Raw genomic sequence first — 16835 nt, forward strand, 5'->3', positions numbered from 1 at the left:
AGTCAATGCCTTAACTTAATGACATTGTCCAGGACGGATAAGCTTTTTCTTTGGCATTTTCTGCTTTTAGTAAATCTTTGCAACTTGTTCCTGAACAGTCGGTTGGGCCAGGAAGTCGTCGTAGCTGATGTCGGCCCGGGCCACCACACCCTTTGGACCAACTTCAATAACGTGGTTGGCAATGGTCTGGATGAACTCGTGGTCGTGGGAAGTAAAGAGAATTGAGCCAGGGTAGTTTTCCATGGCTTCGTTCAAGGCGGTGATGGATTCCAGGTCCAAGTGGTTGGTTGGATCGTCCATGACCAGCACGTTGGCTGCTTCCAGCATCATTCTGGACAGCTGGCAGCGGACCTTTTCACCCCCGGACAGGACCTTGATCTGCTTGTTGATCTCGTCGCCGCTGAAGAGCATTCTGCCCAAGAAGCCCCGCAGGAAGGTGTTGTCGTCGTGTTCCTTGTCAGCGTATTGGCGCAGCCAGTCCAAAATCGTCAATTCGTCATTGTCGAAGTTGGCGTTAAGATCTCTGGACATGTAGTTAAAGGAAGTCGTCTGCCCCCAGGTAACAGTCCCGGAGTCTGGTTCCAGGCGGCCGGCGATGATTTCCATCAAGGCCGTGGTTGCCCGGGTGTTTCTGGACAAGAAGGCAACCTTGTCACCTGGCCTGATGATAAAGGAAACATTGTCCAAAAGCTGCTCGTCGCCGGACTTGTAGGACACATTGTCCACTCTCAGCAAGTCGTTGCCCAGGTCCCGGTTCATCTCAAACTTGATGTACGGGTACTTGCGGCTGGATGGCTTGATGTCGTCCAAGCTGATCTTGTCCAGCTGCTTCTTTCTAGAAGTAGCCTGCTTGGACTTGGAAGCGTTGGCTGAGAAACGGGCGATGAATTCCTGCAGCTGCTTGATCTGTTCTTCCTTCTTGGCATTTTGCTGGCGGGCCAGTTCCGTAGCCAGCTTACTTGATTCGTACCAGAAGTCGTAGTTGCCGACGTAGAGCTTGATCTGCCCGCGGTCAACGTCACACATCTGGGTGCAGACCTGGTTCAGGAAGTGACGGTCGTGGGAAACGACCAGGACGATGTTTTCGTAGTCAGCCAGGAAGTTTTCCAGCCAGGCCGTGGTGTGCACGTCCAGACCGTTGGTCGGTTCGTCCAAAAGAAGGATGTCCGGGTTGCCAAAAAGGGCCTGGGCCAAAAGGACCTTAACCTTGTCGCTTTCCGCCAGCTCGCTCATCTGCTTTTGGTGCATGTCTTCCGGAATGCTCATGGACTGGAGAAGCTGGGCAGCATCAGCTTCCGCGTTCCAGCCGTCCAGTTCCGCAAATTCCGTTTCCAGTTCAGCCGCCTTGACCCCGTCTTCTTCACTGAAGTCGGCCTTGGCGTAAAGTGCGTCACGCTCCTTCATGACCTGGTAGAGCTTTTGGTGGCCTTGAATCACAGTTTCCATAACGGAAAAATCTTCAAAGGCAAAGTGATCCTGGTTCAGGCTGGACATTCTTTCGTTAGGGCCCATGCTGATTGAGCCCGTAGTTGGTTCCATTTTCCCTTCCAGCAGCTTTAAGAAAGTCGACTTGCCGGCCCCGTTGGCCCCAATGATGCCGTAGCAGTTGCCCGGCGTGAACTTAAGGTTGACGTCGCTGTAAAGGGTGCGACTGCCGATTTGCAAACTTAAATCTGTTACTGTGATCAATAGATTTTCCTCTGTTTCTTAAATTTTCTACTGCAATTATGACTAAATCAGTATAACAGGTTTAGCCTTTTGCCTCCAAACTTTTCAACCATTTTCTCCTCCCTTTTTTCAACTTCTTTCTTTTTAAGGAAAAAATTGGCTTATAATCTTTTAATAAGAACTGATTGATAGGAGTATTCTTATGGCATTTTTCATCTCACTGGAGCAGATCTGCATCATGTTCATCCTCATGGCCATCGGCTTTCTCTGCCGGAAAAAGGGCATGATCCATGAAGAAACCGGCAAGGACCTGACCGCCATCCTGGTCTACATCGTCGGCCCCTGCCTGATCATTAACGCCTTTGAGCGCCCGGCCAGCGCCAGCTTAATCAAGGACTTCGGCTTGACCTTCCTGGCTGGCTCTCTCAACTACCTCTTCCCAATCGCCTTCAGCAGCCTTTTCCTCCGCCTGCCCCGCTTAAAAAATGACCCCGACAAGCAGCTGATCGCCTTCGGGGCCGTCTACAACAACTGTGGCTTTATCGGCATCCCTTTAATCCAAGCCCTCTTAGGCAGCAAGGGGACCTTTTTCGCCGTACCCATCTTAGTCTTAAACAACATCTTCGTCTGGTCCCACGGCATCGGTACTTTTAAAAAGCGGCAGCCTTTAGCCGACACCCTCAGAACCGTCCTCTTCAATCCCAATATTATTGCCACCGCCATCGGCTTTGTCCTTTTTATCACTGGCGCCAGCCTCAAATTCCCAGCCGTGATAGACCGGTCGGTCAGCTACGTGGCCTCGCTTAATACCCCCTTAAGCATGATCGTCATCGGCTCTAACCTGGGGACTATTTCGGGTGACTTCTATAAAGACAGCAAGGCCTGGCTGATCTGCTTCTTGCGGAACTTCCTTATGCCGGCCTGCATGAGCGTAATCCTGCTCCTGGTTCCCCTGTCAACGACCGCTTACCTGGCCGTAGTCATCATGGCGGCTGCCCCGGTTGCCGGCTTTATCGTCATGCTCAGCCTCCTGGCCAACCGCCCGGTCGCCTTCCCAATGCGCTGTCTGTGCCTGTCGACTTTAATGTCTGTGGTCAGCGTGCCCTTGATTATTATGCTGGCCAGCTGGCTCAAGCAGCTTGTATAGTTCCCCATTAAGCAAAAAGTGCATTTTTTGTCAAGACGATTGTTCGCTTTTTTAGAAAAAGTTGCTGAAAGCAAGCCCAAGCTAATTCAATTTTGGACAAAAAAGGCGTATGATAGAGAAAAAGCATTAGCAAACAAAGTTTATTTTAAAAGAAAGAGGAAGTTAAGCGTGACTGCTAAGAAATTAGAGAACAACAGTAACCACGCGGTTATTGCTGAAGAGGTCAAGATTTTGACCGACTTGCTTGACGAAAGCACCCGCCATTTGGTTGGCGACGAAGAATTCGCCAAGATCAAGGGCCTGGTTAAAATTGCTGCCAGCAGCGACCACAGCAAGCTGGAAAGTCAGATTGCCTGCTTAAGCAATCAAGAGATGATCATTGTCGCCCGCTACTTCGCGACCCTGCCGCTTTTGATCAACATTACTGAAGACGTTGACCTGGCCAGCGAAGTCAACCTGCTCAACAACACGGACAAGGATTACCTGGGCAAGCTGGAATCAACGGTTGACCTGGTAGCGGAAAAGGACAATGCCACTGAAATTCTGAGTCATGTCAATGTCGTGCCAGTTCTGACCGCCCACCCAACCCAGGTGCAGCGCAAGACCATTCTGGAATTGACTAACAAGATCCACGACCAGCTCCGCCGCTACCGGGACTTCAAGACCGGCACCATCAACCGGAAAGAGTGGACCAACCAGCTCCGCCGCTACATTGAAATCATCATGCAGACGGACATCATCCGGGAAAAGAAACTGAAGGTCTCCAATGAAATCAAGAACGTCATGGTCTACTACCCTGACTCCTTGATTCCGGCCATCACTAAGCTGACTGCCCGCTACAAGGAACTTGCCCGGGAAAAGGGCCTCAACGTTGACGGGGCAACGCCGATCACCATGGGCATGTGGATTGGCGGGGACCGGGACGGCAACCCTTACGTTACGGCTGAAACCCTCCGCTTGAGTGCGACGATTCAAAGTGAAGTCATTTTTGAATACTACGTCAAGGCTCTCAACGACCTTTACCGGACAGTGTCTGTTTCAACTTCTTACGTGCAGCCAACGCCGGAAGTTGCCGAACTGGCCAAATTGTCAGCCGACAACTCCCCATTCCGAGAAAACGAACCTTACCGCCGGGCCTTCTACTACCTGGAAAGCCGCCTGGCCCACACGGAAATGGAGCTTTTGGACGTCTTCTCCAAGGAAGCCGTCGTTAAGAAAGAAGCTGCCCTCAAGGCTCCGGTCTACAAGGATGCTTACGAGTTCAAGGAAGACCTGGAAGCCATCAAGCGGTCATTAATCCAAAACCATGACCGGGCAGTTACCGGCGGCCACTTTGACGACCTCCTGGAAGCTATTGATGTCTTTGGCTTCCACCTGGCTACGATCGACATGCGGCAAGACTCCAGCGTCAACGAAGCCTGCGTGGCAGAGCTCTTAAAGAGTGCCCGGATCTGTGACAACTACAGCGATTTGGACGAAGAAGAAAAGATCCAGATCCTGCTCAGTGAATTAAACAATGATCCCCGCAGCCTGCACTCATCCAACTCACCGAAGTCAGAGCTTTTGCAAAAGGAACTGAAGATCTACCACACTGCCCGCCTGCTTAAGGACACCTTGGGCGAGAATGTGATCAAGCAGCACATCATTTCCCACACCGAAAGCATCTCTGACATGCTGGAACAAGCCATCATGCTGAAGGAATACGGCCTGCTCGATTCCGAAAAGGCCCGGGTGCAAGTGGTGCCTTTGTTTGAAACGGTGGAAGACCTGCAGAACTCCCGGGAAATCATGAAGCGCTACCTCAGCTTCGACATCGTCAAGCGCTGGGTTGCTTCTAAGGGCAACTACCAGGAAATCATGCTGGGCTACTCCGACTCCAACAAGGACGGCGGCTACCTGGCCTCCTGCTGGAGTCTGTACAAGGCCCAAAAGGAACTGACAGCCATCGGCGAGGAACAGGGCATCAAGATCACCTTCATGCACGGCCGGGGCGGCACGGTTGGCCGGGGCGGCGGCCCATCATATGAAGCCATCACTTCCCAGCCATTCGGCTCCATCAAGGACCGGATCCGGACCACTGAACAAGGGGAAATCATCCAGAACAAGTACGGTAACAAGGACGCTGCCTACTACAACTTGGAAATGCTGGTTTCCGCCGCGGTTGACCGGATGGTCTCCAAGCAAAATGTCAGCCAGGACCACATCCAGGACTTTACGGCTTCAATGGACGGCATTGTGGAAGACAGCAACCGGGTTTACCGGGAACTTGTTTTTGACAACCCGCACTTCCATGACTACTTCTTCCAGGCTACGCCGATTAAGGAAGTTTCTAGCTTGAACATCGGCTCCCGGCCGGCAGCCAGAAAGAAGATTACTGAACTGTCCGGCTTGCGGGCCATTCCTTGGGTCTTCTCCTGGTCACAGAGCCGGGTCATGTTCCCAGGCTGGTACGGGGTTGGTTCAGCCTTCAAGCACTTCATTGATGCTGATCCGAATAACTTGAAGGAACTGCAGGAAATGTACCAGGGCTGGCCATTCTTCCACTCCCTGCTGTCCAACGTCGACATGGTTTTGTCCAAGTCCAACATGGAAATCGCGGAAAAGTACGCTGGTCTTTGTGAAGACGAAGCTACCCGGTCAGTCTTTGACATCATCAAGAAGGAATGGGAACTGACCAAGGAAGTCATCCTGCAGATCGAAGGCCACAGCAAGCTTTTGGAAGACAACCCGTCTTTGGAAAGCAGCTTGGACTACCGCCTGCCTTACTTCAACGTCTTGAACTACGTCCAGCTGGAAATGATCAAGCGGGGCCGGCAAGAAAAGCTCAGCGGCATCTACGAATCGATCATCCACATCACCATCAACGGGGTCGCTTCCGGCCTGCGTAATTCGGGCTAATGCCACGGATTTATATTTCAATAAGAAGCAAAAAAGCATGTTTTTTCAAACATGCTTTTTCTTCTTGCTTTTGCTTCGTGTTGTTTTAGTTTTTGATTTGGAATTTATTGCAAAATTGTTTTACTTAATCAGCCGCCTTGATTGAAGCGATGATTTCTTCAACCAGGTCAGGGTCATCCTTGAGGCCAGTCGTTTCCAAAACGACTTCCTTCAGCGGTTCATCCTTGAGCATCTGTTGCAGCTTTTGGCTTTCAGCGTCTGCTGGCTCGTCAAAGTGGTAAATCTTGCCGACCGTTTCAAGCAAGGCCGTGTAGTCAAGACCCCGGGCCTTCAGTTCTCTGATTGGCCGGATGAAACGTTCATCATAGCCCAGCTTACGAATCGGTGTCCGGCCAACCCGGGCGATATCGTCAGAGATGTATGGGTTCTTGAAGCGGTTGATGACTTGAGCATGGTATTCTTCAAGTTCTTCCTTGCTAAAGTCCCACTTGGCCAAAAGGAGGGAACGGGTTTCAGCCAAAACGCGGGTTACCTGGTCAACGACCCGGTCATCCTTAACGGCTTCCCCAATCGTTTCATAGCCCAGAGCCTTGCCGGTGTAAGCAACAGTGGCGTGACCAGTATTGACTGAGAACAGCTTTCTTTCGATGTATGGTTCAAGGTCTGGAGCGTAGTGAACGCCTTCCAAGCGGATCTTCGGGTTCTTCATCTGGCTTTCGTCGATAACCCATTCCTTGAAGTCTTCAACTGAAACAAAGAGCGGGTCTTCATTGTGCTGAATTGGCACGATCCGGTCAACAGCGGCGTTCGGGAAGCCAACGTACTTGTCAACTTCGGCCTTGTCTTCGTCAGTCAAGTGCTTGTAGACTTCTTCCTTCAAGAACTGGGAACCGCCGATCATGTTTTCACAGGCAATGACATCCAGAGGTTCGCGATTTCCCTTGACTCTCGCGCTTAAGGCTTGGGCGATCAGAGGAGCAATGATCTTCAATACCTTGGGGCCAATTGCCGTGGTAACCATGTTGGTTGTCTTGATGGCTTCGACTACCTTTTTAGGGTTCTTGGCGTTGTTGATCCCGGTCACGTTGCTGATGTGAATCTTCTTTTTCCCCGGGGCGGCCAGTTGAATATCGTATTCACCCCGCTCAACCAAGGCATCAATGATCGTTTCATTAACGTCGACAAAATCAATTCCAAAACCGTTGGCTGCCAAAGTTTCACCAATGAAGCCGCGGCCAATGTTACCTGCACCAAAGTGTACTGCTCTCATTTTTAATTTTCTCCTACTTTGTCTAACAAACCGATAATTTCTTCTGGCGTTTGCGCGTCGGCTAATTTTGCTACGTTGGCAACGTCGCTGCAGAACAGGGCAATCTGGGACAAGAGCTGCAAGTGCTCATTGCCCAGGCCCGCGATCCCGAAGACAACCGTGACTAATTGCTCCTGGTCATCATCTGGGTCGCTGAAGTCGACCCCCATTGGGATTTGGACAACTGAAATCCCGGTCTTCTTAATGTATTTCTTCCCTTCATCAGTGCCGTGCGGAATAGCGATAAAGTTCCCCATATAGGTTGACACATCCGCGTTCCGGGCAAGCATGGCGTCAATGTATTCCGGCTCGACGCAGCCGTGGTCTACCAGGAGCTGCCCGGCCATGCGGATAGCTTCCTCACGGGTGGCAACATTCTGGTTCAACTTGATCATATCTTTTTCCAGTTTCATGCTTCTGCTCTCCTTACTTCAGTTTGTCAACCAGGCCGCTGACTTCGCCGGCCTTGAGCAAGTCAGCAACGGTGATAACTTGGATCTGGTCATAGCGGATAGCCAGGTTCTTGCCAGCCATTGGCGTAACGATGACCAGGTGGCTTGGATCATTGTCCAGTTCATTGATTCTGACGGCCTTAACAGGGGTTGTCTTGCCGGCCTTCTTCATCTGGTCCTTGAACAGGCTTGACGCCATCGTCACCGTACCCAGATGTTGGTCGTGACGGATAAAGTTGACTTCCTTAACCTTGCTGAAATCGATTGAAGCCAGACTGTTTGCCTTAGCAGCTGTCTTTTCACTCTTCTTGACCTGGTCTGCTTCTGGCAGGGTTTCACCAGCTGCCTTCAAACGGGCAACGACCTGGTCATATTTTGGCGTGCTGAGGAAGTTGCCGACAGCCACGTGCAAAGCGTTTGGCGTCTTTTCCTTAGCCCGTTCAGCCAGTTCTTCCTGGGTGATGACCAGCAGGCCCGGTTCATCCTTCAAGTTGCGGACAGCAGTGTTAGTAACTGGCAGGTTCAAGCCCGCCTTCCTGACCTTATCTCTCAGAAGCGATGCCCCCATAGCGGATGAGCCCATGCCGGCATCACAAGCAAAGATAATTCTTTGCACATCCTTGTAGCTTTCGACCGTTTCAACAGCTGAAGCTCCGGCTTCTTCTTCAGTCAAGCCCTTGGATTCTGCCTTCATAGCTGCCATTTGCCCTTGAGCGGCAGCCAGGTCGCCATAATCACTCTTGTCCATCTTATAGATAACAGCAGCAACGACAAAGGAAACAATTGCTGAACCAAGCACACCGACAATGTTGCCGAAGTAGGCATCCTTGGCTGAAACCAGCAGGATGGCGATAATTGAGCCAGGACTGGCAGCAGCAGTCAAACCGCCGCCCAGGATGCTAAAGAGGAAGGTCCCGGTAATCCCGCCGGCCATGGCAGCCAGGATCAGGATTGGCTTCATCAGAACATATGGGAAGTAGATTTCGTGCACCCCACCAAGGAAGTGAACGATCATTGCACCCGGAGCAGAGCTCTTGGCTGAACCCTTGCCAAAAATTGAGCAGGCCAGCAGGATCCCCAAACCAGGGCCAGGGTTTGATTCCATCAAGAAGAGGACTGACTTGCCGACCTTGGCAGCTTGCTGGATACCTAAAGGAACCAGGACACCGTTGCCGATCGCGTTGTTCAAGAACAAGACCTTGGCTGGTTCAATAACCAGGTTGGCCAGTGGCAGCAGGTGGTGGGCGATGATCCAGTCAACCCCGTTGGCAATCCAAATGGTTGATACAACCAAAATAGGTCCGATCAAGAAGTAGCTGATAGCTACGAAGATCATCCCCATGATCCCCTGGGAGAAGTTGTTATAGATCATTTCAAAGCCGGCCTTGACCTTGCTTTGGAAGGCCTGGTCAAACTTCTTCAAGCACCAGGCACTGAGCGGCCCCATGATCATGGCCCCTAGGAACATTGGAATCCCCGTAGCCTTGTTGGCTGCGTATGGGTAAAGGGCCGGATAAACGATACCCTGTGCTACCGGGTTGGCCCAAGGGAAGGCCAAGACGATGGTCCCGACAACGGAGATGGCACCAACCACGCCCCCTCTTTCCTCATAGACGCTCTTGCCGCCCGTGTAGGCAATCAAGATTGGAATCATGAAGTACAGCATTGAGCTGGTAAAGCTGTTGATGTACTTGTTCGGGAACCAGCCGTTCGGCGACATGAAGATCGCGGTCATGAAGCCCCAGGCAATAATCGCGCCAATGTTTGGCATGATCATGCCTGACAGGAAGGTCCCGAATTTCTGGATCTTTGCCTTAGCTGAGCTCTTGCTCTGAGTTTCAGACATTACTTTTCCTCCTAAACACTAAAAACTATTACCAATAAAACTTTCTCTACTTAACTTTTACTTACATTTTTATCTTAGCTTCAATTGTTTCCGCTTTCAATTAAAAGAAAATAGAAGTCTGGCATCGGTTTCAGTGTCAGACTTCTATTTGTGATATTTGCATTAAGATTGGCCACGGGCCTGGTTTAGCCTTTGGGTTACCTGGCCCAGGTACTGTTGGGCAATAGCAGCCGCGATTTCCTGGCAGTTGCCGGACTCAAACAGCTGCAGGGTCTGGTCACTCATGACCAAAAAGCTGCTGATCATCCCCAAAACATTAGCACTGGCTTCGGGCAAATCTTCCGGCGCTAAAAGCAGGAGCTGCCTTTTAACCATAATTTTGCTTTGATCCATTGCTGTCATGGCAATTGGCTCAGCCAGGTCATAAATGGCAAAAAAGCATTTGCTGACGGCCCTTGTCCGCGTATGCAAGAGGGCCAAGTGACTGCCTGGCAAACCCAAGGGAGCCAGGTCCAGCCGCTTTTTCAGCCGCTGGGCGACTTCCAGCCGGTCTTTAACGTACTCATCCGGCACGGCCGTGACAATCGCCGACAATACAGCATTCATATCCATTCCCTGGCTGCCTATCGGCTGCAGGGTCATCTGTTGCAGAAGCTGCTGGCAAAAGGCGCTTTCTCCTACCAGCTGGGTCAAGACAGCTGCTGGATTTTTGAAGCGGCAGGGCTGCTGAACGGTGCTTTTTTCCGGGTATTTGGCTACATAACTGGCCACCTCACTCTTGACCCGGTCTAGTTCCCCGCCTAAAAGCAAGGGACTGACCAAGTGGTATTCCCGGGGGAAACCTGGCAAATCCAGAGTCGAAAAGATGATGTCATAATCTTCCAGTTTCAGCTGGGCCAAGCCCGAAGCCCGGGCCGTCTTAACCTGCTTAATCTCTGGAACCTCTTTTTGCAAGCGAGCCGCCAGAATGGCAGAAGTTCCCAGCCCATTGTCGCAGATTACCAAAGCTGACAAGTTGCGGCGGGGCTGCCGGCTGCCATATTCATTGGCAAAATATAGCAGCAAGAGCTGCAATTCAGCTACATTCAATTCCTCTGAAAAATCCAGCTTCCAGGCAGCCGTGATTGCTTCATAAAGCTGGGGGAAGTGCATGGTCAGCTGACTCAAGGTTTCAATCCGCACGTTTGGCAAGCGCTTGACGCTGTGCTGCAGCAAGGCGGAAATATGCTTTTGCAGGCGGCGGGAAAAGGCCGGATTCTTGCTGAAATCAAACTGAACCTGGTCAGAAACGTCTTGAATAAACTGCCCCACCCGGAGATTGACGAGGACTTCCTGGTCATCACTGGCAAAAGGCACCCGTTGGTCCTCGTGCATCTGCATTTGATTAGCGAGAAAGATCACTTCATTTTGCGTCAAGGTAACTTCTGGTACGTCTAGCTTGGCAAAAATCTGGTAGACATAGCCTTGGTATTTTAAAGAATCCGGTTTGGCAGCCATGCTTTCCACACTTTTGCCTTGCCGCTGGCGGTCCAGGCTAATGGCAAAGAGCAGAATCAGCTCGATCAGCTGATAATCTGTCTCAAAATTGAAAACTGACAGCAGATCTTTGACCGCTTGCCAGCACTTAAGCAGATCTTTTTTCGGGAGCAGGTCAATGAAAAAGTTTCCCGACTTGGCCTGATCTTCTTTATTAAGGTAAGAGAAAAAGACATAGTCGTTGCTTTCACTGAGCAGGATTCCATTCAGAATCCGGCGCCGCTGGCTTTCCTTGCCGCTGACCTGGACCCCCAGGCCCTTGGTCCGTTTGAGCTCGATCTGGTACTTGGCCAAAGACTCAGCCACAGCAGCCAAGTCTGCTTGAACTGTCGCCTCGCTGACTCCCAGCTCATCAGCCAAAGCAATAATTTTTTCCGGTTCGTCTTTTAACAGTAGCAGAGCGGCCAGGGCATTTCCCCGGTCTTCGGCCTTCATCTCACCTTGCCCCGGGCTCTCTTTGAGTTCGCCGCGCAGGTCGGCAATCGACTCATCCGATCCAGTTAGCTGCAGATAGCCCTTCTTATTGGTCAAGGTCAAGTCTGATTTGGCCAGTTCCGGGCGCAACAAGCCAAATTCCCGGTAAAGGGTCCTCCGGCTGGTTTCCAGCCTTTTTTCCACTTCCGCTAAACTGATTCCGTCTTCATTTTCCAGCAGGATCTGCAGAATTCTCTTCTGCCGGTCGGTCACAATCATTGCTCAGTCTCCTTCATTAAGAAATCGCTATCATTGTACCAGAAGAATACATTTTTGGCCAAAAGTCAAAGCAAGTTTCAGATACAGAAACAGGCAGATGCCGCCGCACCTGCCTGTTTTAAATATTCTGCAAAAATTATTCAACCGTAACGCTCTTAGCCAGGTTACGTGGCTTGTCAACGTCCAAGCCCTTGTTCTTGGACGCGAAGTAAGCCAGCAATTGCGTCGGCACTACTGACAGCAAAGCTGACAGGTAGTAGTCGATTTCCGGCAAGACGATGTTGTCGCCTTCCTTAGCAAATTGCTTGCCAACGATAGTGATCACGTTGGCCCCGCGGGAAGCCACTTCCTGGATGTTGCCCCGGGTCAGGTCAGCCGTTACCGGGTCGTTGATCAAGGCAATTACAGGCGTGCCGTCTTCGATCAGGGAAATGGTCCCGTGCTTCAGTTCAGCAGCGGCAAAGCCTTCAGTTTGGATGTAGGAAACTTCCTTCAGCTTCAAGGCACCTTCCAAGGAAACGGCGTGGTCGATCCCCCGGCCGATGTAGAAGGCGTTTCTAGATGGTACCAGGTACTTCTTGGCCAGTTCTTCGATCTTTTCCTTACCATCAACGATTTCCTGGATGCCCTCAGCGGCCAGGCTCAAGCCTTGCTTCAAGTTCCAGTCCTTGGCAGCCTGGTCGCCCAGCTTTTCACCAACGGCCTTGGCCAAAATTGCCTGCAGGGCAACTTGGGCAGTGTAAGCCTTGGTTGAAGCAACGGCGATTTCCGGACCAGCGTTCAAAAGCATGGTGTAAGTTGCTTCTCTTGACAAGGTTGACCCTTCAACGTTGGTCATGGTCAAGCTTGGGATCCCCCGCTTGTTGGCTTCAGTCAAGACCACGCGGGAGTCGGCAGTTTCGCCGGACTGGGTCAGGAAGATGAAGAATGGGTGCTTGGACATCATTGGGAAGTGGTAGCCAGCTTCGGAAGCATAGCCAACTTCAGTTGGAATCCCGGTGAACTTCTCAAAAATTTCCTTGCCGACCAGACCAGCGTGGTAGGAAGTACCAGCCGCGAAGATGTAGATCCGGTCAGCCTGGCTGACAGCGTCGACGATCTTTTCGTCAACAACTGGCTTGCCTGCTTCGTCTAAGTAGTCAGTTGACAGGCGGCGCATAACTGCTGGCTGTTCGTCGATTTCCTTGAGCATGTAGAATTCGTAAGTGCCCTTGGAAGCAGCGTTCGGGTCGATGTCCAAAACTTTAGCTTCTCTTTCCACCTTGTTGCCGTCGTAGTCTTGGATTTCGATTGAGTCCTTGGTTACGTCAGCACAGTCGCCATCGTTCAAGGCGATAAAGGTCTTGGTTTGATCCAAAACAGAAATCGCGTCTGAAGCGATAATGTTAAAGCCGTCGCCCAAGCCCAGCATCATCGGGCTCTTGTTCTTGGCAATGTAAATGTGGTCTGGCTTGGTGTTGTCCACCAGCAAGAAGGCGTATGAACCCTTAACCAGCTTCAAAGCCTGCTTGAAGGCTGAAAAAGCATCCAGGGTTTCGTCCTTGGCCAGCTTGGCTACCAGTTGCACGATAACTTCAGTATCAGTTTCAGACTTGAAGTGAACGCCTGCCAGGTACTTTTCCTTCAGTTCCAGGTAGTTTTCAATGACCCCGTTGTGAACCAGGTAGAAGCGGCCGTCTTCTGAGTAGTGTGGGTGGGCGTTTTCCACCGTTGGCTGGCCGTGGGTTGCCCAGCGGGTGTGGCCGATCCCGGTCGTCCCTTCTTCCTCTGGCGTCAGCTTTTCTTCCAGGTTGGCAATCCGGCCAACCGCCTTGGTCAAGTATTCATGCCCTTGTAAGTCATTGAGGTAGATACCAGCTGAGTCGTAGCCGCGGTATTCCAAGTTCTTCAAACCGTTTAAAACAACTTCTCTAGCTGGCTTGCCAACTACACCGACAATTCCGCACATATTTCTTCTCCTTTGGTCTAGTTCAATTTAAGCTATTGGACTAATTTGTATTTTTGCGTTTGCAATAGGAATCATAGCCGTTTTTTTAGCCCGGGTCAAGTCTTTGCTCGCAAATTGGTATAATTATAAGCGGTAAAGTGGCGAGCTTAACTATTTCTTTGCAAAAAGGTCAAAAAAAGCCCCCGTCTTGGCAGACAGAGGCTTAAAATCAGTCTTCTTTCTTGTCTTCTTCGTCATCACTCTCGGTCTTGACCGGGATTGGCCGGTGCTCGATCGGGGTGGAAAAGGCAATTTCGGTCTTGGTCCGGCCGAATTTCTGCAGCTCGTTGACTAAGTGGTCCAGTTCTTCAGGCCGCTGGTAGGCAGCCTGAATCAGCATGGAGTAGTCCCCCGTCACGCAGTCGCACTGGATAACATTCGGAATCTTTTCGATGAAGGGGTAGAACTCGCTCTTGTCTTCCGGCTTGACTTCCAGATTGATGAAAGCCTTAACCACGTAGCCCATGGACGGGTAGTCAATGTCAGCATAGTAGTGCTTGATGAGGTTGTTGGCTTCCATCCGTCTGATGCGGTTGGCTACGGCCGGAGAAGACATGAAGTTGGCTTCCGCGATATCCTTGACGGAAATGCGGGCGTTCTCTTCCAACATTTGTAAAATGCGTCGGTCGGTTTTGTCGATTTTGTATTCAACCATTTCTTTCTCCCACCTATTCAACAGCTGCGCTGGCTATTTCGGTCCTTTTATTAAAAATATTATATTCCTACAAGAATTCAGCGCAAGGCTTTTCTGAAAAAAGAGTTATATCTTGCATCCCGCCCTTAAGCAAAGAAGCTGACGATCAAGGTCAAGATAGGCAAGCCCCCCTGCATCAAGAGGATCTTCGGCTGGCCGGTCACGGCCCCGTAGGCCGCTACCAGGATCATGTAGGCCAAGACCAGCTGCAGGACGATCTTGCCCAGGGCAAAGGCCGCGATCAAGGTCAAAACGGCCAGCAGGCCGTTGTAGATACCCTGGTTCTTAAACAGCGTATTGACTGACGACCGGCTTAATTCTTCCTGGTCCATTTGGAAAACTTCTGCCGTCTTCTTGGAAGTCGTTGCAAAAGTTTCCAAATACATGATATAGAAGAACTCAACTGCCACCAGGCAGGCTAAAACTTGTAAAGCTATTTTCATTGTTAACTCCTCAACTTTTCACTTCAGTGCAAGCTGATAGTGATATTTTACTTAAAACATAATGATAAAGTCAAACCATAAGTTGACACTTATCCGCAATCATTGGCCAGATCAGCGATTTTCCTGGCCGGGATGCCGGCAAAGACCCCATTGGCTGGCAGATCCTGGGCCACCACGGCCCCGGCTTCCACGACCACGTTATCGCCGATTTTGACCCCGGCCAAAACCGTGACCCCCGCTCCCAGGCAGACATCATTGCCGATTTCAACCCCCTTGGCCTGGGCCAGGCGCTGGCGCCGCTGCCTGGTTGACCGGGGGTGGGCGATTGTCGTTATTAGGCAGCTTGGCCCCATGGTCACGTAATCGCCAATATGAACATCTCCGGCATCTTCAATGGTTAAACCACTGGCCGCCAAAAAGTGATGGCCGATATAGATATTGGGTCCGTTCAAGCAGCTGAAGCTGGTCCCAAAGACGGCTTGGTCTCCCAAAGCGCCCAAGTGCATCTTTAAGCGCAAGAGCTGGGCTGGCCGGTCCAGATTATTGCCCTGCCTAAGCTCATCGTTCCAGATGATCCCGGCTTCTTGATAATGCTCCACTTCCGGAGCCGTCAGCTGGTAGAAGTCGCCGGAGCGCATTTTTTCAAGTTCATCCATGGTCTTTTTCCTTTAAGTATTTTTCAATGATTGTCAATGGCTGGCAAGCCCGGGATTCCACTTATTTCAATGGGTGGAGGGATAGGGCTTGCCAGCTTCTTTTTACTTAAATTTGTATAGAGAAAGCTTTTGCTCTGCTTTTTGCCAGTTGCCGTTATGCATGATCAACCGGCACTGCTGTCCATTGATGTAATTCTTGCCATTGTTCAGCACGTAATTGCCTAAGCCGTCTGTCAGATAAACGTAATATCCGTTCGACTTAAAGCCTTTTACATAGCCCTTGGCATGATTTCCTATCACACGAACGTAGTCATTTAGCCACAAACCACGTGCATGCTTCGTATTCTTCTCATTACGCTTGGATGACGTATTTGGTTGCTTTCTGCCTTTTCTTGCAGTTGCTTCGTGAAGTGACCGCTTCTTCTTGCGGAACTGGCTGATCATCGTCACCGTATCCGACAGCTGACCCACTGACTTGATCCCGCTGATTGCGATTGCATCCATGAAGTGACCTTTTGGCAAAAGAAGATTCTTACGATCTACGTAGGTTTGCGAACCGTACTGAAAGCTTGCTTCTGGGAAGGCAGTCATAATCCGCTTGCGCAGAATGTTCATGAACGTTGCACCCTTCAGCTGCTTTATCACTTTCTTCTTTGCCTTCATCCACTTGTAGAGCTTGCCGCCTGGCTGGTGGTTCTTCGTAGTATGACAATTCGTGCAAAGCGTTATCAGATTGTCCACCCGATCTGTCCCGCCTTGTGATCGGTAGACAATGTGGTGGACAACAAGCTTTACGCCTTCGCCATGCTTATGGCAAAGCTGACAGGTGTACTCGTCACGTGCCAGCACGTAATACTCATAGTTCTTCCAGTCCTTCAGTGAGCCTTCTTGATACTGCTTGCCCGAAATTTCTGGGTTAACCATTTTGGCCATGTCAAACTTGCCTACTTCGATGTGAAGATCGGGATTTGGTAACACAGCCAGATAGCGTTTGATCCAAGCAATGTTATGGCTTACCTTGCCTTTTATTGACGGCGGAAGCCATAAGCCGTCTCGCTTGCCATGCACTCTGTTTAAAAAGTGGGCTTGGCGATAGCGAGTCTTGCGGTTTCTTTTGCTTCTGCGGTAGATCTTGCGGGTGTACAGATTTTTGTGTACGTCTTGGCGAAGCTCTACCTCGCTTTGATGCAGCACCTTGTTTTGACTGACAATGGCAAAGCCAATGTGTCTCTGCCCAGTGTCTACGCCAAGGCTAACCTTCTGCTTATAGCCGTATGAGCCGTATTTCAGCTGAATGGTGAACGGATATTTCTTGACCACAAAAGCCTTGCCGCTTGTCAGAAGCAGCCTGGCCTTTCTTGGACGACATGGCATTAGCGGCTTGCCGTCCTTGTTAAGCAGAAACACCCGATTGGCATTTTCGTGCTTCATGCTTTTTCTCCTTTTCCGTAATGCAGGAAACAGTGGTTCCTGCCACTTGTCCGAATCAGGAGACCCAATCCGGAT

At 50.7% G+C, this 16835-nt stretch carries 12 protein-coding genes; 2 read left to right on the top strand and 10 right to left on the bottom strand.

Annotated elements, in window-relative coordinates; all coding sequences use genetic code 11:
- Nucleotides 1–66: 66 nt before the first annotated feature.
- A complete protein-coding gene (locus HMPREF3168_RS04915; RefSeq protein WP_035170511.1) occupies nt 67–1689 on the bottom strand; it encodes an ABC-F family ATP-binding cassette domain-containing protein in 1623 nt (540 codons plus the stop codon).
- Between the two features lie 181 nt (nt 1690–1870).
- On the opposite strand from HMPREF3168_RS04915, the gene HMPREF3168_RS04920 reads away from it, so the two are divergent.
- Together HMPREF3168_RS04920 and ppc are read left to right on the top strand one after the other, a co-directional pair.
- Nucleotides 1871–2815, top strand: a complete 945-nt coding sequence (locus HMPREF3168_RS04920) for an AEC family transporter (RefSeq protein WP_003611492.1) — start codon at nt 1871–1873, stop codon at nt 2813–2815.
- A 168-nt stretch (nt 2816–2983) separates the two neighbouring features.
- Nucleotides 2984–5713, top strand: coding sequence for a phosphoenolpyruvate carboxylase (gene ppc / locus HMPREF3168_RS04925; protein ID WP_016395758.1), 2730 nt, complete (start codon nt 2984–2986; stop codon nt 5711–5713).
- 124 nt (nt 5714–5837) lie between these two features.
- Here the strand turns inward: ppc and HMPREF3168_RS04930 are convergent, their stop codons facing one another.
- The 9 genes from HMPREF3168_RS04930 to iscB all read right to left on the bottom strand — a co-directional run bounded on the left by HMPREF3168_RS04930 (nt 5838) and on the right by iscB (nt 16760).
- A complete protein-coding gene (locus HMPREF3168_RS04930; protein WP_003611472.1) occupies nt 5838–6983 on the bottom strand; it encodes a mannitol-1-phosphate 5-dehydrogenase in 1146 nt (381 codons plus the stop codon).
- A 2-nt stretch (nt 6984–6985) separates the two neighbouring features.
- Entirely contained in the window at nt 6986–7435 is a 450-nt protein-coding gene (locus HMPREF3168_RS04935) for a PTS mannitol transporter subunit IIA (protein WP_003611502.1), read from the bottom strand.
- A 13-nt stretch (nt 7436–7448) separates the two neighbouring features.
- Nucleotides 7449–9320, bottom strand: coding sequence for a PTS mannitol transporter subunit IICB (locus tag HMPREF3168_RS04940; RefSeq protein WP_003611500.1), 1872 nt, complete (start codon nt 9318–9320; stop codon nt 7449–7451).
- A gap of 162 nt (nt 9321–9482) precedes the next feature.
- Nucleotides 9483–11549, bottom strand: coding sequence for a BglG family transcription antiterminator (locus tag HMPREF3168_RS04945; RefSeq protein ID WP_070488757.1), 2067 nt, complete (start codon nt 11547–11549; stop codon nt 9483–9485).
- A 136-nt stretch (nt 11550–11685) separates the two neighbouring features.
- Nucleotides 11686–13497, bottom strand: coding sequence for a glutamine--fructose-6-phosphate transaminase (isomerizing) (gene glmS / locus HMPREF3168_RS04950; protein ID WP_070488760.1), 1812 nt, complete (start codon nt 13495–13497; stop codon nt 11686–11688).
- Nucleotides 13498–13705: 208 nt separating this feature from the next.
- Nucleotides 13706–14191 (bottom strand): Lrp/AsnC family transcriptional regulator, encoded by a 486-nt coding sequence (locus tag HMPREF3168_RS04955; RefSeq protein ID WP_002878057.1) that lies wholly within the window; start codon nt 14189–14191, stop codon nt 13706–13708.
- Between the two features lie 125 nt (nt 14192–14316).
- Nucleotides 14317–14673: a DUF1304 domain-containing protein gene (locus HMPREF3168_RS04960; protein ID WP_070488763.1), complete on the bottom strand. Its 357-nt coding sequence runs from the start codon at nt 14671–14673 to the stop codon at nt 14317–14319.
- Between the two features lie 89 nt (nt 14674–14762).
- Nucleotides 14763–15329: a DapH/DapD/GlmU-related protein gene (locus HMPREF3168_RS04965; protein WP_003611498.1), complete on the bottom strand. Its 567-nt coding sequence runs from the start codon at nt 15327–15329 to the stop codon at nt 14763–14765.
- A 102-nt stretch (nt 15330–15431) separates the two neighbouring features.
- A complete protein-coding gene (gene iscB / locus HMPREF3168_RS04970) occupies nt 15432–16760 on the bottom strand; it encodes an RNA-guided endonuclease IscB (RefSeq protein ID WP_070488766.1) in 1329 nt (442 codons plus the stop codon).
- Nucleotides 16761–16835: the final 75 nt, after the last annotated feature.

The organism is Lactobacillus sp. HMSC08B12 (assembly GCF_001808415.1).
Lineage (GTDB): Bacteria > Bacillota > Bacilli > Lactobacillales > Lactobacillaceae > Lactobacillus > Lactobacillus delbrueckii.